The sequence below is a fragment of the Amycolatopsis sp. cmx-11-32 genome, from assembly GCF_047608695.1.
GTDB lineage: Bacteria > Actinomycetota > Actinomycetes > Mycobacteriales > Pseudonocardiaceae > Amycolatopsis.
The window spans coordinates 452,457-473,028 of record NZ_JADNQN010000002.1; the positions used below are offsets into that span (position 1 = coordinate 452,457).

Consider the following 20,572-nt stretch of genomic DNA (forward strand, 5'->3'; position numbering starts at 1 on the left):
CGCCGTTCAGAGGGAGAACATCGAGCCCGGGTTGAAGAGGTTTCCCGGGTCAAGGGCCTGCTTGATCTGACGGTGGACACGAAGGCCCACCTCGCCGATCTCCCTGGCAAGCCACTCGCGCTTGATCCGGCCGATGCCGTGCTCGCCGGTGACCGTCCCGCCCAGCGACAGGCTGACCTCCAGAATCGCGTCGAAAGCCTTCCGTGCGCGGGCGAATTCCTCTTCGGAGTCGGGCGAGTAGACGATCGTCGGGTGCATGTTGCCGTCACCGGCGTGGCCGACGACGGCGATCCGCAACCCCACTTCTTCGCTGATCCGCTCGCAGCCTGCGATCAGTTCGGCGATGCGGGTGCGCGGCACGCAGACGTCGTCTGTCAGCCAGACGCCGTACAGTTCCAGCGCGGTGAGCACGACCCGCCGCGCCTGCAGCAGCATCTTGCCCTCTTCGAGATCCTCGGTGGCGTAGGCCAGGTCCGCGCCACAGTCGATGCAGATCTGTTCCAGCGCCGCGAGTTCCCGCCGCGCGACCTCGCCGCCTGCGTCGGATTGCCCCAGCAGCAAGGCCTTGCAGTCCGCGCTCGTGCCGAGGTCGGTCTTGAGGTAGGCCTCGGCGGCCTTGATGGAGGTCGCGTCCATGATCTCCAGCAGCGACGGCACCAGTCCCTCGCGCACGACTCGCGCGACGGCCGCACCGGCGGCCTCCGTGCTGTTGAAGGCCGCGACGAGGGTGGAAGGCGGCTGCGGCAACGGTTTCAGCGCGACGGTCGCCTGCGTGATCACGCCGAGCGTGCCTTCACTGCCGACGAAGAGCCGCGCGAGGTCGTAGCCCGCGACACCCTTCACCGTGCGGCGCCCGGTCTTCAGCAGCGACCCGTCGGCGAGCACGACTTCCAAGCCCAGCACGGAATCCGTGGTGACGCCGTACTTCACGCAGCACAGTCCACCGGCGTTGGTGGACAGGTTGCCGCCGAGAGTGCACCAGTCGTAGCTGGACGGGTCCGGCGGATAGAACAGGCCGTGCTTCTCCACCGCGTTGCGGAAATCGAGGTTCACCACGCCGGGCTGCACGACGGCGAGCCGGTTGCCCTCGTCGATCTCGACGATCTGATCGAGTTTGGTCAGCACCAGCACGACACAGCCGTCGATCGCGTTCGCGGCACCGGACAGGCCACTGCCGGCGCCGCGGGGCACGATCGGCACCTCGAACTCCGCGCAGGCCCTGACCACGGCCTGCACCCCTTCCACGTCGGACGGCAGCACCACCGCGAGCGGCTTGCCGCCAGGGGCGAGCGGCATCATGTCGCGCGAGTAGGCGTCCGTGACATCGGAGTCGGTGAGCACCGCGGCCTTGCCGAGATGCTCGCGGAGACGGGTGACCAAGGCGTCGTTGCTCATGCCCTCATCGTAGGCTCGATTAGATCCGCACTGCGGAACTTTTCTTCCGATCGAGCAAAATGAAAGCCTGAACACCTGTATAGACGAGCACGGCCACGCCCGCCCATGCGGTGACGTGCACACCCTGGGTGAAGGCCTCACGAGCCGACTCCAGCAGCGCCTGACCCTCAACGGGGGCGAGCTGCTGCGCGGTGGCGACGGCACCGCCGAGTGTGTCCCGCGCGGCCTCGGCCGTGCCCTCCGGCAGGCCGGACCGGTAGACCGCGGTCGCGACACTGCCCAGGATGGCGGTGCCGAGCGCGCCGCCCAGCTCGAATCCGGTCTCGGAGATCGCCGACGCGGCCCCGGCCCGCTCGGCCGGAGCGGCCGAAATGACCAGGTCGTTCGTGAGCGTCTCCGACAGGGCGACACCGCCCCCGAGCAGCGTGAACGACACCACGACGTACGCGAGCCCACCGCCGGACGAGACCTGCGTCAGCGCAAGGAACCCGACCGCGGCGACCAGCAGACCGACGCTGACCAGCACGGAAACCCGGATCCGCTTCGCGAGCCATGCCGCGAGCAGCGCGCCGGCGATACCGGCGACCGTCGCCGGGAGCATCCACAGCGCGGCGACGACCGGGGTCAGCCCGAGCACCAGCTGCAGGTATTGCGGCACCAGGAACAGCAGGCCGACCATGGCGAACACGCCGAGCATGTTCGTCACGACGGAACCGCTGAAGGCCCGGTTCGAAAACAGTTTCAGGTCGAGCATCGGCTCGTCGAGGCGGTTCTGCCTGCGGACGAACAGGACACCGAGCGCGAGACCGATCAGGATGCTGACCGCGGCCTTCCACGTGAAACCGTGTTCGGCGATCAGCTTGATGCCGTAGACCACCGGCAGCATCGCGGCCAGCGACAGCAGGGCCGACAACGGGTCGAAGCGGCCCGGCTTCGGGTCACGCGCCTCCGGCAGCACGAACGGTCCGACGACCAGCAGCACCAGCATCACCGGGACGTTGATGAGGAACACCGAACCCCACCAGAAGTGCTCCAGCAGCCAGCCGCCGAGCACCGGCCCGAGTGCCATGCCGCCGGAGAACCCGGCGCTCCACACCGCGATCGCGGTCCGGCGCTGCTTGGGATCGAGGAAGATGCTACGGATCAGCGACAGTGTCGACGGCATGAGCGTCGCACCGCCGACCCCGAGCAGGGCCCGGGCGATGATCAGCATGAACGCGCTGGTCGAGAACGCCGCGAGCACCGACGCGGCACCGAACGCCGCGGCACCCATGAGCAGCAGCTTGCGGCGTCCGATGCGGTCGCCGAGCGTGCCCATCAGGACCAGCAGGCCCGCCAGCATGAACGAGTAGATGTCGACGATCCACAGCTGCTCCGCACCGGTCGGCGCCAGATCCTCGGAAAGGAACGGCAGCGCGAACCCGAGCACCGTCATGTCCACGCTGATCAGCAGCACCGGAAGCACCAGTACCGCCAACGCCGACCACTGCTTGCGCCCCGCCATGGCGCACTCTCCTCAAGTAGGTAAACCGTCTGGACGGTACAGTTACCGTCTCACTCGAAGATAAACCGTCCGGACGGTATAGTCAATTGATATGGCGAAGCCCTCGGCGAAGGAACGCATCCTCGATTCGTACGAGGAGATACTCATCGAACAGGGCCCCGGTGGCATCACCCTGGAAGCCGTCGCCGCGCAAGCCGGGGTGTCGAAGGGCGGCCTGCTCTACCACTTCGGCTCGAAGGATGCCCTGGTCGACGGCATGATGGAGCGGCTGGCGAGACTGTCGGACGAGGACATGGAGCGCGCACGGAAGGCACCCGAAGGGGTGGTCCTGTATTACCTGCGCACCGCGATCACCGACGTCACGATGCAGAAGCCACTGCACCGCACGACCATGGCTACGATCCGAATCCTGCTGAACGAGCCGCGGGTCGCCGACCTCGTGAAGGCCTACAACAAGAAGATCCACGCCATGATCAGCGAGAACGTCGATGATCCGTTGACCGCGGAACTGGTCATCCTGGTGGGCGACGGGCTCTACCTGCGGGCCGCGCTCGGCGGCGAGGACCCGACTCACCTGCTCGACCGGATGGACGAGATCACGGCCCGCATCCAGCGCTGACCCCTCGCGTTCAGTCCTCTAATTGCGGTCTGGCGCGCCGCGCCAGGCGCCACCGCGTCTCACGCGGCGAAGGGCGCTTTCGCCGCATTCCACGCGAGGAAGGTTCCCTTCACCCCGCCGGCCCGGTGCGTTTCGGCATCGTCACCACCGCCCGCGTTTAGTCCTCTAGTTGCGGTAGTTGCGCGTGCAAGTACCGCAACTAGAGGACTAAATGCGGTCCACCAGCGCCTTGGCGCGCGGCGCGGTGATCGAGATCAGGATCGCGCCGGCTTCGGCGTCGTAGAGGGAGAGCGCGACCGGCCCGGCTTGTTCCAGGGCGAGCAAAAGGCCTGCCCAGCACCCCAAGACGGGCGAACCGGACAAACATGCACGAATAAATGTGCTTGCATGCGACAACTAAAGTGTTGTCCGACACACAAGGTCATTTCTCCTTGCGAAGCTCCGGCGAGAGGAACATCCTTGCTCTAGGCAACTAGTTGCAGTGACCAAGCAACCGGCGAGAGAGACGATCATGACACCCACGACACCCGGCACCAGGTCGAAGTCCGACCTCGATCTGGCCGACACCCTCGGGCACGAGCTCGTGCGGCTCGTCCGCCTGGTCAACCGGGCGAAGTCCCAGGTGTCCAAGCAGGGGCCGGACGGCATCGAGCGGGCCGCGTACGCGATCCTCTTCTGCCTCATCCACGTCGGGCCCCAGCGGACCAGCAAGCTCGCCGAGTTCCTGCACTCCGAGATCTCGACCATCAGCAGGCAGTCGAGCTCCCTCGTCCAGCACGGGCTGGTCGAGCGCCTGGCCGACCCCGAAGACGGCCGCGCCTGCCTGCTCGCACCGACCGCCGAAGGACTCCGGGTGTTCGAGGAGAACCGCAAGCAACGGAATCAGTGGCTCGCCGAAGTACTCGGCGGCTGGTCCGACGCGGACCGGGAAACCCTCAACTCGCTGTTCCACCGGCTGAACGACGACATCGAAAAAACATCTCCACAGTTCGCCGACCCCGCGTCGGCGTCGAAGGCCAAGGGGGCCTGAAGTGAGCACCACCGTAGAAAGTCCGCCAGCCGTCCATGAAGACGGTCCCCGGCTCAGTCACCGTCAGATCGTCACGATCCTGATCGGCCTGATGTCGGGCATGTTCCTGGCGGCACTCGACCAGACGATCGTGGGTACCTCGATCGTCCGCATCGCGAATGACCTCAACGGGTTCGACCTGCAGGCCTGGATCACCACCGCCTACCTGATCACCTCGACGATCGTCACGCCGATCTACGGCAAGCTGTCCGACATCTACGGACGCAAGCCGTTCTACATCGCGGCGATCACGATCTTCCTCATCGGTTCGATCGCCTCGGCGTTCGCGACGTCGATGTACGAGCTGGCCGCGTTCCGCGCGGTCCAAGGCCTCGGGGCCGGTGGTCTGATGTCGCTGGCGATGACGATCATGGGCGACATCGTGCCGCCTCGGGAACGCGCCCGCTACCAGGGCTACTTCCTCGCCGTGTTCGGTATCTCCACCGTGCTCGGCCCGGTACTCGGCGGGTTCTTCGCCGACTTCGACAAGCTCGGCAGCGTCTTCGGCTACGACATCGCCGGCTGGCGCTGGGTGTTCCTGATCAACGTGCCGATCGCGATCGTCGCGCTGTTCGTCGTCGCCCGCGTGCTCAACGTGCCGCACCAGCGCCACGACCACAAGATCGACTGGTGGGGCGGGCTCGCGCTCGTCGTCGCCGTGGTGCCGTTCCTGATCGTCGCCGAGCAGGGCAACAAATGGGGCTGGGGCTCGCAGAACGCGATCATCTGCTACGTCGTCGGCGCCATCGGCGTCGTGGCCTTCATCTTCATCGAGAAGCTGATGAAGGACGCGGCTCTGATCCCGCTGCGGCTGTTCAAGAACTCGACCTTCACGGTCGCGATCATCGGCGGCGTCATCGTCGGTGTGGCGATGTTCGGCGCGATCATGATGATCCCGCAGTACATGCAGGTGGTTCAGGAGTTCTCGCCGACCGAGTCGGGTCTGCTGATGATCCCGCTGATGGCGGGCATCATGAGCGGTTCGATCATCTCGGGCCAGATCACCAGCAAGACCGGTCGCTACAAGGTGTTCCCGGTGGTCGGCACGCTGCTGATCGCGGCGGGCGCGTTCTTCTTCGCGCAGGTCGAGTACAACAGCGCGCTGTGGCACCCGCTGGTCGCGGCCGCGATCATCGGTCTCGGCCTCGGCGCCTGCATGCAGACGCTGATCATCGCGGTACAGAACGCGGGCCCGCGCAGCGACATGGGCGTCTCGACCGCTTCGGCGACGTTCTTCCGGCAGATCGGTGGTACCGCGGGTGTCGCGGTGTTCCTGACGATCCTGTTCAACGTCCTGCCGGGCAACATCACCAAGGCATTCGGCGGCAACGCGCCCACCGGAGAAGGTGCGGCGGCGCTGGGCGACATCCAGTCGAACACGAGCGGTATCGCGAACCTGCCCGAGGCCATCAAGACCCCGGTGCTGATCGGCTTCACCGAGTCGATCACCACGGTGTTCTACGTGGCGGGCGCTGTCGCGCTGCTGGCGACGCTGGTGCTGATGTTCATGAAGGAGATCCCGCTGCTCGGCGGGTCGACCCCTTCGGCGGCGTCGGCTCTCGAAGGCGGCGAAGCCCTCCTCGACGAAGAAGAGGAGCCCGCGCCTGCCGAAACGGCCTCCGAGAAGACGGTCGTGACCGCGCCCGTCGAGCCCGGCAAGCACGCGCTGCCCAGCGGCAACGGCCACGTGGCCAACGGGAACGGCGTCTACCGGGCGGGATCCGCGCAGATCAGCGGGCACGTCCGCCGGGACGACGCGACGAACGTCGTGGGGGCGGCGCTGACCCTGATCGACCACAACGGCAATCAGGTGGCCAGGACGCACACGAGCGAGAACGGCGTCTACTCGTTCGCCGGCATCGTGGGCGGCCGGTACACGATCGTCGCCAGCGGTCGCTGGTTCCGGCCGGTCGCGGCGACGCTGACCGCCACCGGCGCCGGGGTGCTGCGCCACGACGTCGAACTGGTCAGCACGATCCTGCTCAGCGGGGTCGCCCGCACCGACGGGGAGCAAGTGGTGCCGGACGCGCGGATCACCGTGCTCGACTCCTCGGGCGGTGTCGCCGCCGTGGCGAGGACCGACGCGGAGGGCAACTACACGGTCAGCGACCTGCCCGCCGGGACGTACACGGTGATCGCCAGCGGCTACCCGCCCGCCACCAGCCGGGTGGAGCTGCTGGGCGGTGACCAGGCCGAACACGACGTCCGGCTGAGCTACGACCAGGCGCTCGACGAGCTCATCCAACGCTAGGGGCGAATGCTATGAACGGTCCGTTACTTGCAAATTTTGCAAGTAACGGACCGTTCATAGCATCGGCCGGGTGCGTGACCGGGACTTTCGGACACCCCGATTCCATGGTTCGGCCGCGTGGGGTTCGCCGGTTACACGTAGGCTCACGACGTGAGTGAGGTGTACACCGAGGCCGCGGGCATCGGCGTGAGCTGGCTCGACACCGCCGGGCCGGTGCTCGTCTGGGTGATCGTGCTGAGCTTCATCTTCGTGGAATGCGCGCTGATCATCGGGCTGTTCCTGCCCGGCGACTCCCTGCTGTTCGCGGCCGGGGTCGTTCTCGCGCAGCACGGCTCCGACCTGAACGCGTGGCTGCTCTCGGCCGCCGCACTGCTCGTCGCGATCCTCGGCAACCAGGTGGGTTACTACATCGGCCGGTCGACGGGCACGAAACTGATCGCACGGCGCGGCGGCAAGGTGCTGAACCGGCACAACCTCGAACGGGCCAGGGCGTTTTTGGACCGACGGGGTTTCTTCGCCATCGTCGCCGCTCGCTGGATCCCGTGGATCCGCACGCTGGCGCCGCTCATCGCGGGGACCGCGCGGATGGATCCGCGCCGGTTCGCCATCGCGACCGCGCTCGGCGGGTTGCTCTGGGTGCCGACGCTGGTGCTGCTCGGCTACTACGGCGCCGGTCTGCTGGACCAGCTTCCGTGGGTGAAGACGGCCGCGCTCTGGGTGAGCATCGCGTTCTTCGTGGTGGGCACGGCCTACGGCGTGATCCGCTACCGCCAGGAGATGCGGCGCCCCGCCGACGAGGTCGAAGACCGCACGACCACTTAGGCCGTGTCCTAAGCCTCCGGGTCCGCCCAGATCTCCAGCTGGATCCCGTCCGGGTCGCGGAACACGATGACCGACGAGCCTTCCAGGGTCCGTGATTCCTTCGACGGCGTGTAAACGACGCCGTACTCCGAGAGCCGCGCTTCCCATTCGGCGAGTTCCGACCGCGAAGAGACCTTGAACGCCACATGGTCCAGACCGGTCCGCCGTTCGTCGAACCGCGGCCGCTCGGTGTCCTGATGTTCGACGAGCACCACCGCGAAACCCTCGCTCGGCGAGCGCAACACGACCTTCCGCAGCCCCGTTTCGGGGTCTTCACGACGCGTGAACTCCTCGAGTTCGAGCACTCGGGCGTACCAGGGCACGCTCCGGTCCACGTCGGTCACGGTGAGTGCCAGGTGGTGCACAGACATGAGCTTGGACATCGGGGATGACCGTCCTGATCAAGAAGCTTGGGGGCGCCCCCAGAGTGACACAGGGGTCTCCGGCGGCGAGGTGATCCGCCGACTTCCCACATGAATCGTGATATCCGCCGGGAAACAGTGTTAAAAATTGGCTGAACCGCACGCGGACCCGATATCCGCTCGTAACCGGTCCGTGGCCCCGGATGTCAACGTCCGCCGCCGACGGTCAGCACCGTCCCGGTAGTGTACGAAGCGGCCGGGGAAAGCAGCCACAGCACGGCTTCCGCGACTTCGCCGGGTTCTCCCGCCCGCCCCATCGGGATGGTCGGGGCGAGCCGGTCCAGGCGATCGGGCATCCCCGCCGCCGCGTGCAGTCCGGTGTGGATCATGCCCGGCGCGACGGCGTTGACCCGGATGGATTCTCTCGCGACTTCTTGCGCGACACCGTAAGTCATCGTTTCGACCGCGGCCTTTGTTCCCGCGTAGTGGACCCATTCCCCTGGCGATCCGGTGCGCACGGCGGTGGAGGACACCGTCACGATCGCGCCGCCCGCGCCGCCGTACCGGGTGGACATCCGGCGGATGCCCTCGCGGACGCACAGGAAGACGCCCGTGATGTTGACGTCCACCACGCGGCGGACGACGTCCACCTCGTACTCGTCCAAGCGGCCTGGGGTGTTGCCGGTGATGGCGGCGTTCGCGACCACCCCGGCGAGCGGGCCGAGTTCGACAGCCGCGTCGAACAGCGCCACGACATCGTCTTCGGACGCGACGTCCCCGCGATAGGTGATCGCCCGGGCGCCGTGTTCCCGGACGCGTGAAGCGACGCCTTCAGCCGCTTCGGCGTCGCCCGCGTAGTTGACGACGACGTCGTGACCACGCGCGGCGGCCAGTTCACAGACCGCCGCGCCGATGCCTTTGCCGCCGCCGGTGACGACGATGACGCCGGTCATATGACGAAGTTGACCAGCGGGAGGTTCTCCAGGACCAGGTCGGCCCGGCCGCTGGTGGACGCGATCAAATCGGCGTTGCGCTGGTCGGAACCGAGCGCGCGACGGCGGGCGTCGACCAGCGAACGGCCGTAGCGGCGGTGCCTCGACACGAGCCGCTCGATGCGCTCGGGTTCGTCCGGCGCGAGGAACCACGACTCGGCGAGGATCGGCTTGACGCCGCTCCACGGGTCGTCCTGCATGAGCAGGTAGTTCCCCTCGGTGATGACCAGCGGGACGTCCGGCGTCACCGCGACGGCACCGGCGATCGGCTCCTCGATCTCACGGCGGAACTCAGGCGCGTAGACCGTCTCGCGGCCTTCGGCGAGCCTTCGCAGGAGGTGCACGTAACCGGCGGCGTCGAAGGTGTCCGGCGCGCCCTTGCGCTCCGCGCGGCCGAGGCGCTGCAGTTCCACCTGCGCCAGGTGGAAACCGTCCATCCCGACCACGGCCGCCCGCGTGCCCAGCGCCTTCGCCAGGCCCCAGGCCAGCGTCGTCTTGCCGGACGCGGGGGCGCCGACGATGCCGAGCACGCTGCGCTGTCCCGGCTTCGCCAGCGTCTGAGCCCTGCTCAACAGGTCCTCGAACACCGGAGGCATGGCAGTCATGGCAGTCCTTCTCCCCTCTTCGCGACCGCGGCCGTCCATGACCTCGGTCCTTCATGCCGCACCCGTTCGGCGGCCACCTCGTTGGCGAATTCGATCCAGCCGGGGACGTCCCCTGTGTCCCTGGCGACCGCGTACGCGAAAGCCCCGTGCCAGACGTCGCCCGCCCCTAGCGTGTCACGCGCCCGGGTGACGGGAACGGGGATCTCACCGGAGCCGTCCGCCGTCGACCAGCGGACCGGCTCGGGGCCCGCCGTTGTAATCACGACCGGGACGCCGTGCTCGCGTGGGTCGTCGCCGCGGTACAGCGACGAGCACGCGGCGATGTCGACCAGCGGCAAGAGTTGTTCGAAGACCGGCTTCCAGCTCCCGGCGTCGAGCACCACCGGCACCTTCCGTTCCCGCGCCCAGCGCGCCACTTCCAGGGCGACCTCCGGATGGTGCCCGTCGAGGAGTACGCACCCGGGCAATTCGTCCTCTGGTTGCGGTAGTTGCGCGTGCAAGGACCGCAACGAGAGGACGAATCGCGAAGAGGCGTGGGCGTTGCGCGAGACGACGGTGCGCTCACCGTCGGAATCACGGACCACGATGGCGCTGATCGCGGGCGGATCGGGCAGGTCGGGGTCGAGATCGACGAGGTCGACGCCGTGCGCCTCGAGGTCGGCGCGGGCGAGTGCCGCCAGCGGGTGCGCGCCGGCGACCGTCAGGAGCGTCGCCCCGGCGCCGAGCGAGGCCACGGTCACCGCCGCGTTCGTCGCCGGCCCTCCGGCGGCGACGTCCATCGACAGTGAACGCACCTTCTCGCCCGGCGCCGGGAACTCGGCGACGCGCTGAACCTGGTCGACGGTGCACAGGCCCGCCAGCAGCACTCGCATCACAGTCCAGTGTGGACGGCTGAAGCGACCTCTTCGACTTCGCCGTTCTCACCGAGCACCAGCGCACCCGTGAGCAGGCCGACGACCTGGTTCATCGTGTGCGTCTTCGGCGAGACGACCGCGACGCGTTTGCCGAGCCGGTGCACGTGGATGCGGTCGGCGATGTCGAACACATGCGGCATGTTGTGGCTGATCAGCACCACCGGCAGGCCACGTTCGCGGATCCGGTTGATCAGGTCGAGGACCTTGCCGGACTCGGCGACGCCGAGCGCGGCGGTGGGCTCGTCCATGATCACCGCCTTGGTACCGAACGCGGCCGCCCGCGCGACCGCGACACCCTGGCGCTGCCCGCCGGACAGGGTCTCCACCGGCTGCGTGATGGACTTGATGTTGATGCCGAGTTCGTCCAGGATCCGCTGCGCGTCGGCTCGCATGGTCGCGGTGTCCAGCTTCCTGAACAGCTGTCCGAAGAGGTCCTTCCGCCGCTTTTCCCGGCCGAGGAACATGTTCGACGCGATGTCGAGCGCGGGCGCGACGGCGAGATCCTGGTACACCGTCTCGATCCCGTGGTGACGAGCGTCCAAAGGGGACTTGAAGTGGACGACCTGACCGTCCACTTCGATCTCGCCGGAATCCGGGACCACCGCGCCGGACAAGGCTTTGATGAGGCTCGACTTCCCGGCACCGTTGTCACCGACGACGGCGAGCACCTCACCGGGGAACAGTTCGAAGTCGGCACCGTCGATGGCGGTGACCCGGCCGTAACGTTTGACCAGTCCCCGCGCGGCTAGAGTCGGTTCAAGCGTCGTGGGTGTCGTCATGACTGCTGCCTCCTCGCGAAACGGTCGACGCAGACAGCGCCGATGAGCAGGGCACCGGTGGCGACGTCCTGGTAGAGCGCGTCCACCCCGAGCTGGGTCAAGCCGGACCGCAGCACCGCGACGACCAGCGCGCCCATCATCGTGCCGAGAACCGAACCCCGGCCGCCGAACAGGCTCGCGCCACCGAGCACCACCGCGGTGATGGAGTCGAGGTTACCGAGCTGGAAGGCGTTCGGGTCGGCGTTCGGCACGCGGCCGAGCGCCTGCCAGGCGGCGATCCCGACGATCACCCCGGCGACGATGTACACCGAAAGAATGGTCCGGTTGACCTTGATCCCGGACAGTCGCGCGGATTCCGGCGCGTTGCCGACCGCGTAGACGTGCTTGCCCCATGGTGTCCGCGTGAGCGCGTACCAAAGTGCCAGGTACATCAGCAAAGCCAGCGTCATGCCGTAGGTGATCGGGATGCCGCCGAACAGGTAGCGGCGGGTGCCGAGCCATTTGAGCAGCGTGTCGGCGACCGGGACGGCCTGGCCACTCGCGAACAGTTTCGCGGCCGCGGTGAGCACCGTCAGCAGGCCGAGCGTGACGATGAACGGCGGCAGTTTGATCCGGGTGACCAGTGAGCCGGTGACCATCCCGATCACCACCGTCGCCACGATTCCCAGCAGCAGCGCCCAGATCCCGGACACGCCACCGACCACGAGCTTCGCCATGATCAGTGTCGCGAGCACCATCGCGGCCGCATTGGCCAGGTCGATGCCCGCGGTCAGGATGATCAGCGTCTGCCCGAGGGCGAGGGTGCCGACCACCAGGGACTGTTGCACCACAAGGGAAAGGTTGTCGAGATCGAGGAAGGTGTCCGTCGAGGAGGAGAACACCACGATCGCGACGAGCAAGGCCAGCGTCGGCCCGACGGCTGGTGCGCGGAGGAAGAACTCACCGATCGTCGGTCGTTCGTTGCGTTCGAGGGTCGCCGTAGTCATTTCGTCCCCCAGCAGTTCTCGAGGCCCCACTTGGTGTCCTGGCTTTCCACGCCGGGGATCGGCTTGTCCGTGATCACCGCGGATCCGGTGTTGACGAAGCCGCTCGGCTTCTTGCCGGTCTTGGCGTACTCGATGGCGGCGAGGACGCCCTGCTCGGCCATCTTCTTGGGGAACTGCATGACCGTGGCGGCGTACTGGCCGTCGCGCACGTTCTTGACGCCTTCGCAGCCGCCGTCGATCGAGCCCATCACGATCTGGTTCACCAGGCCGCGGGCCTGGAGCGCGGCGTAGGTGCCGCGGCCCATCGGCTCGTTCATCGTGTAGACGGCGTTGATGTCGGTGGTGCGCTGCAACAGGTTCTCCACGCCCTGCTGAGCCAGGCTCTGGTCGCCGTTGGCCGGCGTCTTGCCCTTGATCTCCGGCGAGGCGTCGGTCAGCCCGATGCCCTTGAGGAACCCGGTGTGCCGCTGAGTGTCCACTGTGGATCCGGCGGTGCCGTCCACCATGAACAGCTTCGGCTGCTTGCCGTCGAGCACGGCTTTGACATACGCGCCTTGCTGACGCCCGGCCTCGAAGTTGTCCGTGGCGAAGGTGGCGTCGACGGCGGTGTCGGGCTCGGTCGCGGTGTCGAGCGCGATGACCAGCACCCCGGCCTTGCGGGCGCGGTCGATGGCGTCGAGGACGCCGGTCGAGGAACTCGGCGTGATCAGGATGGTGTTCGCACCCTGCTGCATGAGGTTCTCGATGGCCCGGACCTGGCCGTCGTTGTCACCGTCGAACTGGCCGGCGAGCGCGCTGAAGTCCGCGCCGTTCGCTTCGGCGGCGGCCTTGGCGGCCGCTCTCAGTTCGACGAAGTAGGGATTGGTGTCGGTCTTGGTGACCAGGCCGACCTTGGCCTTGCCACCGCCTCCGGCGTTCGATCCGCCACCCCAGTGGCGTTCGACCGTGCACCCGGCCGTGGTCGCCGTCAGCGCGGCGGCCAGGGCGAGCGCGACGAGACTGCGCTGTCTCATGGGATGCCCTCCGATTCAAGGCTATCGGCGATGGACCGGAAGGTAGACAGGGTTATGCTCGCTCGCAAGCGTTTGCGCAAACGCTTGCCCATACCTCTTGTTCGAGTACCTGATCGAGGATTGGTAATGCCGCCGTCACGCTCCTCCCGCCCCACCCAACGCGACATCGCCGAGCTGGCGGGAGTCTCGATCACGACAGTCTCACACGTGGTCAACGGGACGAGGGCGGTGGCCGAGGAGACCAAGGCCGCGGTTCTCCGCGCGATCGAGCAGACCGGTTACACCGGCGACGCCATCGCCCGATCCCTGGTCACCGGTGGTACGCGGTCGATCGGCGTCGCGATCTCCCTGCTGGCGAACCCGTACTTCGCCGTGCTCATCCAGGCGATCGAGCGCGAAGCCGCCTCGGCGGGGTACACGGTCTTGCTGGCGGACACGCACGACACCGTCGACACCGAGCGTGAAACAGTCCGGACCCTGCGTTCCCGCCGGGTCGACGGGTTGCTGATCACGCCTTCGCCGGGTGACGGTTCGGTGATCGGCGAACTCGTCTCGCTGGACGTCCCGACCGTGCTCATCGACAGGCTGTCCACGCGCACCGACGTCGACCAGGTCGGCGCGGAGAACATCCAGTCGACGTCGGCGCTGACCGCGCATCTGGCGTCGCTCGGGCACCAGCGGATCGGGATGATCAGCGGCGCGGCGGGGCTGAGCACCAGCGAAGAGCGCATCCTCGGCTACCGGCTGGGACTCGGCCGTTCGGGGCTCACCTGGTCGGAAGACCTGGTCGCGTGCGGGCAGTCGTCGCGGGCGGGCGGGGCACTGGCGCTGAGCACCCTGCTCGCGCTCCCGGAACCACCGACCGCGCTGGTGGTCGGCAACGACAGCATGATGGTCGGGGTGCTGCACGAGCTGCGGCGCCGGGACCTGCGTGCCGGGATCGACCTGCCGGTGGTGGTCTACGACGACGTCGAGTGGGCAGATCTGGTCGATCCGCCGCTGACCACGATGGCGCAGCCGATCGAGGAGATAGGCACACAGGCGGTACGCCTCCTGCTGGCCAGGATCAACGATCCCGCGCGCAAGGCCCAGACGATTCGGATTCCGCCTACGCTGCGCCATCGGGCGTCGTGCGGATGCGCGCTCGTTCACTCACATTGATGATTGTCGGCAGACTTTCCGCTCTTGCGGCCAAGCGATGCCCCGTCAGCCGTTACCTTCATTCAAGCTCGGATGAAGGCGTGGAGTGATGACCGCATTGTCCCCGGCGTTACCCCTGTGGGAGGACACCCCTGTCACCCACCGGTTCGGGGTGGCCATGGCGATGCACGCGAACCCGTATTCGGGTGAACTCATCCGCGCCATCCGCCGCGCCGGGCGCCGTCACGGCTGCGAGATCACCCTCGCCGACACCGGGGACAGCGTCGCCGAAGAGGCCGCGGTCATCCGCGCGCTGCGGGCGGACCGCGTCGACGGCGTCCTGCTCGTGCCGTCGGCGGGCGACGACGCGGTGATCAACGGACTGGTCCGGATGGGCGTGCCGACCGTGCTCGTCGACCGGATGGCCGGACGCAACGACGTCGACCAGGTCGGCTCCGAGAACATCCAGGCCGTATGCGCGCTCGTGCGGCACCTCGCCGGGCTGCGGCACCGCAAGATCGGCTTCATCTCGGGCGAAGAGGACATGACCACCTTCGAGGAGCGGGCACTGGGCTACCGGCTCGGTCTCGGCCGCTCCGGCATCCGGTGGACGTCGCAGCTGGTCGCGTGCGGACAGTCGACCGCGGGGGGCGCGGCCGCCGCGACGGCGAAGCTGCTCGACAGCTGGCCGTCGCCGACCGCGCTCGTGGTGGCGAGCGAGGCGATGATGATCGGCGTCCAGTACGAGGCACACCGGCTCGGCATCCGGATCGGGCGCGACCTCGCGATCGTCGGGTACGGCGACATGGAATGGGCGGGGCAGGTGACCCCGGCGGTGACCACGATGGCGCAGCCGATCGAAGAAATCGGGCGCAAAGCCGTCGAACTCCTGCTGGCCCGGATCACCGACCCAGAGCGACGACCTGAATCCGTACGGCTCGCGCCGCGCTTCATACACCGTCAGTCGTGCGGCTGCTGAGTCACACCGCGCCGATGGATCCTCAGCGGTGAAGAGTGCTTCGGATCTGGCTGGTCAGAACGCCGCCGCCGGGTGAAGATGGCGGAATGACCGAGCTGTGGACCGTGCATACCGCCGACCTCGACGCCGCCGTGCTGGAAGCGGCACGCGCCCTGCTCGACGACGCCTTCGATGGCGATTTCAGCGATGACGACTGGAAAAACGCTCTCGGCGGCATGCATACGCTGATCTGGGAGGGCGGCGAGCTGATCGGGCACGCGTCGCTGGTCCAGCGGCGGCTCGTGCACGACGGGCGGGCACTCCGGACGGGCTACGTCGAGGCTGTCGCCGTCCGGTCGGATCACCGGCGGCGCGGTCATGGCGCCGCGATGATGGACGCGCTGGAGCGGGTCCTGCGGAAGGCATACGACCTCGGGGCGCTTTCGGCGTCTGAAGAGGCCCTGGAGTTCTACGCGTCGCGTGGCTGGCTGCTGTGGCGCGGTCCTTTGTCGGCCATGACGCCTTCGGGCGTGGAGGCGACGAAGGAGGACGACGGGTCGATCCACGTGCTGCCGGTGGGGGTCACGATGGACCTGGACGGGGAGATCACCGCGGATTGGCGCTCGGGCGACGTCTGGTGACCCACGACCGCAAGTAGTCCTCTAGTTGCGGTCGTGGGTCAGGGTGGCGGCGGCTTCGAGCAGCATCCATGCGCTGATCTGGACGGACAGGTCACGCTCAGGCGCGTCAGGAGCCAGGGGCAGCGAAGGGGCCGGAGTCGCCCAGTCGGCACTGAAGAGCGGCCCGTGCGGCGTCTCGGTGGCGCCGCTCCAGCAGGCTTCCGCCGACCGGATGACCAGATCACGCGCCACCCCGCTCGGCAGCAGCGGCGCCGCGAGCGCCAGGTACCGCGCCAGGATTCCGGCGAACAAGCCGCCGTCGCCGTCGCCCTGCCCCCGGATCACGCCGTCCGGCGCGACATGTTCCGCGACCGCGTGGATCGAGTGCTCCACTCTGTCTACTTCGGACAGTTCGAGGCAGGCGCCGAGATAGACCCCTTGGCAGTACGTGAAAATATGCTTGACCAGCTCACCGGAGTCGACGCGCAGGCCATCCCAGACCAGTCCGGTTTCCGGGTCGACGAGCCGTTCGGTCATCCACTCGGTCAGGCCCTCCGCGTGCTGCACCGAGCCTTCGCGGGCATGGAAGATCGCGGCCGGACCGTTCGCGGGCGCGTTCTTGAACTTGTCGCCGACGCGCCACCAGATCCCGCCGCCCGCGTCGTCGGTCCAGCCTTCGCGCAGGCGCGAACTGATCGCCTCCAGCCCGCCGCGCACGTCCAGCCCGAGATGCCCCACGCGTTGCAGCGCGAGGCCGAGCCAGGCGATGTCGTCGTAGTAGTCGTTGATCCACTTTCCGAAGTTGCGCAGCCGGAGAGACGCCACGAACCGGTCGATCAGCTTCAGTCGATCAGGTGAGGGGTCCCGCAGTTGCGCGTCGACGAGGGTGTCCAGCAGATGTGCCTGCCACCAGTAGTTCCAGTGCCAGTGGACGCGCTGGCCCGCCGAGGGCGGCCAGCCGCTGCGGCCGAGCACGGTGCCGGGCAGTCCCCAAACCCGGCGCAGATGCCGGTCGCGGACCGCGCGCTCGGCGGCCGCGGCCCGGTCGGCGAGAGCAGTCATCGCGCCATCATCCCTTGCCCGCTGACATACCGCTCAGTATGTTGAGACGGTTCCCGAACCCGCGAGGTGCTCATGACCACGGCGCATGTGACCTGCCCGCTCTGCGAAGCGACCTGCGGCCTGGAGGTGACGATCGACGAGAAGAGCCTGGTCACCCGAGTGCGAGGTGACCGCGAGGACGTCTTCTCACAGGGGTACATCTGCCCGAAGGGCGCCTCGCTCGGCGCACTGCACCACGACCCGGACAGGCTCACCGCGCCGCTGGTAAAACGCGACGGCGAGTTCGTCGAGGTCACCTGGGACGAGGCGTTCGCGGAGATCGACAAGCGACTGCGGCCGATCATCGACGAGTACGGCAAGGACGCCGTCGCGGTGTACTCGGGCAACCCGACGGTGCACAACGCGGCGCTGGTGCTCTACGGCCGCGTGTTCTTCAAAGCTCTGGGCACCAAGAACTTCTACACCGCGACCACGGTCGACCAGATGCCGAAACACTTCTCGTCCGGCTACCTGTTCGGCGACCCGCAGACCATCCCCGTCGCCGACCTCGACCGCACTGAGCACCTGCTCATCCTGGGCGCGAACCCGTTGGTGTCCAACGGAAGCCTGCTGACCGCGGCCGACATCCGCGGCAGGCTGCGCGGGATTCAAAAGCGGGGCGGCAGGATCGTCGTCCTCGATCCGCGCCGCACCCGGACCGCCCAGCTCGCCGACGAGCACCACGCGATCCGGCCCGGCACCGACGCGTTGTTCCTGTTCGCGCTGGTCAACGTCCTGTTCACGGAGAACCTGGTCACTCCCAGTGAGCAGGTGAACGGCGTCGAAGAAGTACGCGCGCTCGCGGAGCCGTTCACCCCGGAGGCGGTCGCGCCCGCGACCGGGATCGACGCGGCCGAGATCCGCCGCATCGCGCTCGACCTCGCGAACGCGGGACGCGCCGCGGTCTACGGCCGGATGGGGACCACGACCCAGGCGTACGGCACCATCGCCAGCTGGCTGGTCGACGTCGTCAACACGCTCACCGGCAACCTCGACCGCGAAGGCGGCGTGATGTTCCCGCTGCCCGCCGCGTGGAAGCCGCGACGGTCTTCGCCGTTCACCAGTGGCCGCTGGACGAGCCGGGTGCGCGGGTATCCCGAGGTGCTCGGCGAACTGCCGGTGGCCACACTCGCGGACGAGATCGAGACAACCGGCAAGGGCAAGGTCCGGGCGCTGGTGACCGTCAGCGGCAACCCGGCACTGAGCACGCCCAACTCCGCGCGGTTCACGGAAGCGTTGCGGCAGCTGGACTTCATGGTCTCCCTCGACGTGTATCTCAACGAGACCACCCGGCACGCCGACGTCATCCTGCCCGGACCGTCACCGCTGGAGCGACCGCACTACGACGTCGCGCTGTACACCCTCGCCGTGCGCAACGTCGCGAACTGGACGCCGCCGACGCTCGACACGGACATGCCGCAGGAGTGGGTGACCCTGCTGCGGATGGCCGGGATCGCCGCAGGCCAGGGCCCGGACGTCGACGTCGCCGCCTTCGACACGATGGTCGCGGGCGAGACCGCGCGGCGCACCGGTGTCGAACTGTCGCTCGCCGAAGGCCGTACGGGACCGGCGCGGATGATCGACCTGATGCTGCGCGGCGGACCGTACGGGCTGAAACTCGCCGACCTCGAAGCCGCACCGCACGGGATCGACCTCGGCGCGCTGAAGCCGCGGCTGCCGGAGGTGCTCACCACCGCGAGCGGGAAGGTCGAGCTGGCGCCGGACGCGATCACGAAGGACATCCCGCGGCTGCGCGCGGAACTGGACAAGGTGCCCGACGGCGGCCTGCTGCTGATCGGACGACGGCACCTGAGCTCGAACAACTCCTGGATGCACAACCTGACGCCGCTGGTACGCGGCGGAAACCGGTGCACCGTCCAGGTTCACCCGGACGACGCCTCCCGGCTCGGGCTGACCGACGGGGGGCTCGCTTCGGTGACGTCGCGGGCGGGGAAGCTCGAAGCGCCGGTGGAGGTCACGGCCGACGTCCGGCCCGGCGTGGTGAGCATGCCGCACGGCTGGGGGCACGACGTCGACGGCATGCGCACGAAGGTCGCGACGGCGCACGCCGGGGTCAACTCGAATCTGGTCGCCGACGAGACCCTGCTCGACGTCCCGTCCGGGAACGCCGTCCTGAACGGGATCCCGGTGGAGGTCGCCCCGGTCTAGCTCGCGTTACGTCCTCTGGTTGCGGTAGTTGCGCATGCAAGGACCGCAACCAGAGGACGAAACGCGGGAGTTACCAGGCGGTGGTGAGGTCGGCGTGCTGCCGGACCCAGGCGTGCATGACGATCCCGGCGGCGACGCCGGCGTTGATCGAGCGTGTCGTGCCGAACTGGGCGATCGAGACGACCAGTGACGCGGTCTTCTGCGCCTCGGCCGAAAGCCCTGGCCCTTCCTGGCCGAACAGCAGCACGCACTCGCGCGGGAGTTCCGCGGTCTCGACGGGCTGCGAGCCGGGGGTGTTGTCGACGGCGACCACGGCGAGTCCCTCCGCGGCGGCGAAGGTCAGCAACCCGTTGACGTCCTCGTGGTGGAGAAGGTGCTGGTAGCGGTCGGTCACCATGGCGCCGCGCCGGTTCCAGCGCCGCCGCCCGACGATGTGCACGGCGGCCGCGGCGAACGCGTTCGCCGTCCGGACGACGGTGCCGATGTTGTGGTCGTGCTGGAAGTTCTCGATCGCGACGTGGAACGGGTGCCGACGGCCGTCCACATCGGACACGATGGCCTCGCGCCGCCAGTAGCGGTACGGGTCGACGACGTTCCGGCGATCACCGTTGGCCAGCAGTTCGGGGTCGTACCGCTCGTCCGCGGGCCACTCGCCCTCCCACGGACCGACGCCGACCTCTTCCCGCGCCACCCATTCGGTGGGGCCGGCTTCTTCCGAGTTCACTGAGTGATTGTCACTCAGCCCATGCTCACGCGGTGCGCCGGTGCGTCCCCGTCGTGGTGGCGGTGACGCCAGCGCTGGACCGTGCCGACGTAGGAGATGATCACCGTCGCCATCGCTATCACGATGACGACGGGCAGCATCGAACGCGGGAACACCGTGTCGTAGAGGTAGTAGGCGTTGAAGCCGCCGGGCAGGTCGCCGAGGCCCTGCTGGTGCCGGAAGTAGTTCTCGGCCGCCGTCAGCGGGCATGGCCAGGGGAAGACGTTGACGAGGATCCCCCATGCGGCGAAGAACACATGCGCGAAGATCACCTTCGGCCATCGCCACGCGAGGAATCCACCGAATCCGATGAAGAACAGCGCGAGAATGTGCACCGCCACCGTCACGTTCGCCAAGAACCCGGCCACCAGTACGCCCCCTTTCACACCCCTACCAGGGACGTTACCCCTCTCGTATCGAGAAACGCGCACGAAAAAAGAGGGCATCTTCCGTTCGCGCGGAGGATGCCCC

The 20,572-nt window shown here is 68.0% G+C and carries 20 protein-coding genes; 8 read left to right on the forward strand and 12 right to left on the reverse strand.

The window, feature by feature from the left end; translation table 11 throughout:
• Window positions 1–6: 6 nt before the first annotated feature.
• Complete coding sequence (locus tag ACM6LR_RS06910) at window positions 7–1,395, reverse strand: FAD-binding oxidoreductase (RefSeq protein ID WP_414936785.1); 1,389 nt, start codon at window positions 1,393–1,395, stop codon at window positions 7–9.
• A 19-nt stretch (window positions 1,396–1,414) separates the two neighbouring features.
• Window positions 1,415–2,899, reverse strand: coding sequence for an MFS transporter (locus ACM6LR_RS06915; RefSeq protein WP_414943412.1), 1,485 nt, complete (start codon window positions 2,897–2,899; stop codon window positions 1,415–1,417).
• A 91-nt stretch (window positions 2,900–2,990) separates the two neighbouring features.
• Between ACM6LR_RS06915 and ACM6LR_RS06920 the strand changes: the two genes are divergently transcribed.
• The 4 genes from ACM6LR_RS06920 (at window position 2,991) to ACM6LR_RS06935 (ending at window position 7,660) form a co-directional block, all read left to right on the forward strand.
• Entirely contained in the window at window positions 2,991–3,518 is a 528-nt protein-coding gene (locus ACM6LR_RS06920; protein ID WP_414936783.1) for a TetR/AcrR family transcriptional regulator, read from the forward strand.
• Window positions 3,519–4,029: 511 nt separating this feature from the next.
• Window positions 4,030–4,548, forward strand: coding sequence for a MarR family winged helix-turn-helix transcriptional regulator (locus tag ACM6LR_RS06925; RefSeq protein WP_414943413.1), 519 nt, complete (start codon window positions 4,030–4,032; stop codon window positions 4,546–4,548).
• A gap of 1 nt (window position 4,549) precedes the next feature.
• On the forward strand, window positions 4,550–6,838 hold the full coding sequence (locus ACM6LR_RS06930) for an MFS transporter (protein ID WP_414943414.1): 2,289 nt from the start codon (window positions 4,550–4,552) through the stop codon (window positions 6,836–6,838).
• 150 nt (window positions 6,839–6,988) lie between these two features.
• On the forward strand, window positions 6,989–7,660 hold the full coding sequence (locus ACM6LR_RS06935; RefSeq protein ID WP_414936780.1) for a DedA family protein: 672 nt from the start codon (window positions 6,989–6,991) through the stop codon (window positions 7,658–7,660).
• Window positions 7,661–7,668: 8 nt separating this feature from the next.
• Here ACM6LR_RS06935 and ACM6LR_RS06940 read toward each other — a convergent pair whose 3' ends face one another.
• From ACM6LR_RS06940 to ACM6LR_RS06970, 7 genes are all read right to left on the reverse strand, one after another.
• Window positions 7,669–8,082, reverse strand: a complete 414-nt coding sequence (locus ACM6LR_RS06940; RefSeq protein ID WP_414936779.1) for a VOC family protein — start codon at window positions 8,080–8,082, stop codon at window positions 7,669–7,671.
• 185 nt (window positions 8,083–8,267) lie between these two features.
• Complete coding sequence (locus tag ACM6LR_RS06945) at window positions 8,268–9,014, reverse strand: SDR family oxidoreductase (RefSeq protein WP_414936778.1); 747 nt, start codon at window positions 9,012–9,014, stop codon at window positions 8,268–8,270.
• Window positions 9,011–9,658, reverse strand: a complete 648-nt coding sequence (locus tag ACM6LR_RS06950) for a nucleoside/nucleotide kinase family protein (RefSeq protein WP_414936777.1) — start codon at window positions 9,656–9,658, stop codon at window positions 9,011–9,013. Before ACM6LR_RS06950 ends, ACM6LR_RS06945 begins: the two co-directional genes overlap by 4 nt.
• Window positions 9,655–10,530, reverse strand: coding sequence for a PfkB family carbohydrate kinase (locus ACM6LR_RS06955; RefSeq protein WP_414943415.1), 876 nt, complete (start codon window positions 10,528–10,530; stop codon window positions 9,655–9,657). The genes ACM6LR_RS06950 and ACM6LR_RS06955 overlap by 4 nt, the downstream gene beginning before the upstream one ends.
• Complete coding sequence (locus tag ACM6LR_RS06960) at window positions 10,530–11,351, reverse strand: ATP-binding cassette domain-containing protein (RefSeq protein WP_414936775.1); 822 nt, start codon at window positions 11,349–11,351, stop codon at window positions 10,530–10,532. Before ACM6LR_RS06960 ends, ACM6LR_RS06955 begins: the two co-directional genes overlap by 1 nt.
• Window positions 11,348–12,337, reverse strand: a complete 990-nt coding sequence (locus ACM6LR_RS06965) for an ABC transporter permease (protein WP_414936774.1) — start codon at window positions 12,335–12,337, stop codon at window positions 11,348–11,350. The genes ACM6LR_RS06960 and ACM6LR_RS06965 overlap by 4 nt, the downstream gene beginning before the upstream one ends.
• Window positions 12,334–13,350, reverse strand: a complete 1,017-nt coding sequence (locus ACM6LR_RS06970; RefSeq protein ID WP_414936773.1) for a substrate-binding domain-containing protein — start codon at window positions 13,348–13,350, stop codon at window positions 12,334–12,336. Before ACM6LR_RS06970 ends, ACM6LR_RS06965 begins: the two co-directional genes overlap by 4 nt.
• Window positions 13,351–13,476: 126 nt before the next feature.
• Between ACM6LR_RS06970 and ACM6LR_RS06975 the strand changes: the two genes are divergently transcribed.
• From ACM6LR_RS06975 to ACM6LR_RS06985, 3 genes are all read left to right on the forward strand, one after another.
• Window positions 13,477–14,511: a LacI family DNA-binding transcriptional regulator gene (locus ACM6LR_RS06975; protein ID WP_414943416.1), complete on the forward strand. Its 1,035-nt coding sequence runs from the start codon at window positions 13,477–13,479 to the stop codon at window positions 14,509–14,511.
• Window positions 14,512–14,599: 88 nt separating this feature from the next.
• A complete protein-coding gene (locus ACM6LR_RS06980; protein WP_414943417.1) occupies window positions 14,600–15,469 on the forward strand; it encodes a LacI family DNA-binding transcriptional regulator in 870 nt (289 codons plus the stop codon).
• Between the two features lie 86 nt (window positions 15,470–15,555).
• Window positions 15,556–16,089 carry a GNAT family N-acetyltransferase gene (locus ACM6LR_RS06985; RefSeq protein ID WP_414943418.1) on the forward strand — a complete coding sequence of 178 codons (534 nt, stop codon included), beginning with the start codon at window positions 15,556–15,558 and terminating at the stop codon, window positions 16,087–16,089.
• A gap of 21 nt (window positions 16,090–16,110) precedes the next feature.
• On the opposite strand, the gene ACM6LR_RS06990 is transcribed toward ACM6LR_RS06985, so the two are convergent.
• Window positions 16,111–17,130 carry a glycoside hydrolase family 76 protein gene (locus ACM6LR_RS06990; protein ID WP_414936769.1) on the reverse strand — a complete coding sequence of 340 codons (1,020 nt, stop codon included), beginning with the start codon at window positions 17,128–17,130 and terminating at the stop codon, window positions 16,111–16,113.
• Window positions 17,131–17,202: 72 nt separating this feature from the next.
• Here ACM6LR_RS06990 and ACM6LR_RS06995 point away from each other — a divergent pair, with 72 nt between their 5' ends.
• Window positions 17,203–19,338: a molybdopterin oxidoreductase family protein gene (locus ACM6LR_RS06995; protein ID WP_414943419.1), complete on the forward strand. Its 2,136-nt coding sequence runs from the start codon at window positions 17,203–17,205 to the stop codon at window positions 19,336–19,338.
• Between the two features lie 70 nt (window positions 19,339–19,408).
• Here ACM6LR_RS06995 and ACM6LR_RS07000 read toward each other — a convergent pair whose 3' ends face one another.
• Both ACM6LR_RS07000 and ACM6LR_RS07005 read right to left on the reverse strand, forming a co-directional pair.
• Window positions 19,409–20,062 carry a TrmH family RNA methyltransferase gene (locus ACM6LR_RS07000; RefSeq protein ID WP_414936767.1) on the reverse strand — a complete coding sequence of 218 codons (654 nt, stop codon included), beginning with the start codon at window positions 20,060–20,062 and terminating at the stop codon, window positions 19,409–19,411.
• A 14-nt stretch (window positions 20,063–20,076) separates the two neighbouring features.
• The gene (locus tag ACM6LR_RS07005; protein ID WP_414936766.1) at window positions 20,077–20,469 is read right to left on the reverse strand and encodes a DUF2784 domain-containing protein; all 393 of its coding nucleotides are present in this window, start codon (window positions 20,467–20,469) and stop codon (window positions 20,077–20,079) included.
• Between the last annotated feature and the right edge of the window lie 103 nt (window positions 20,470–20,572).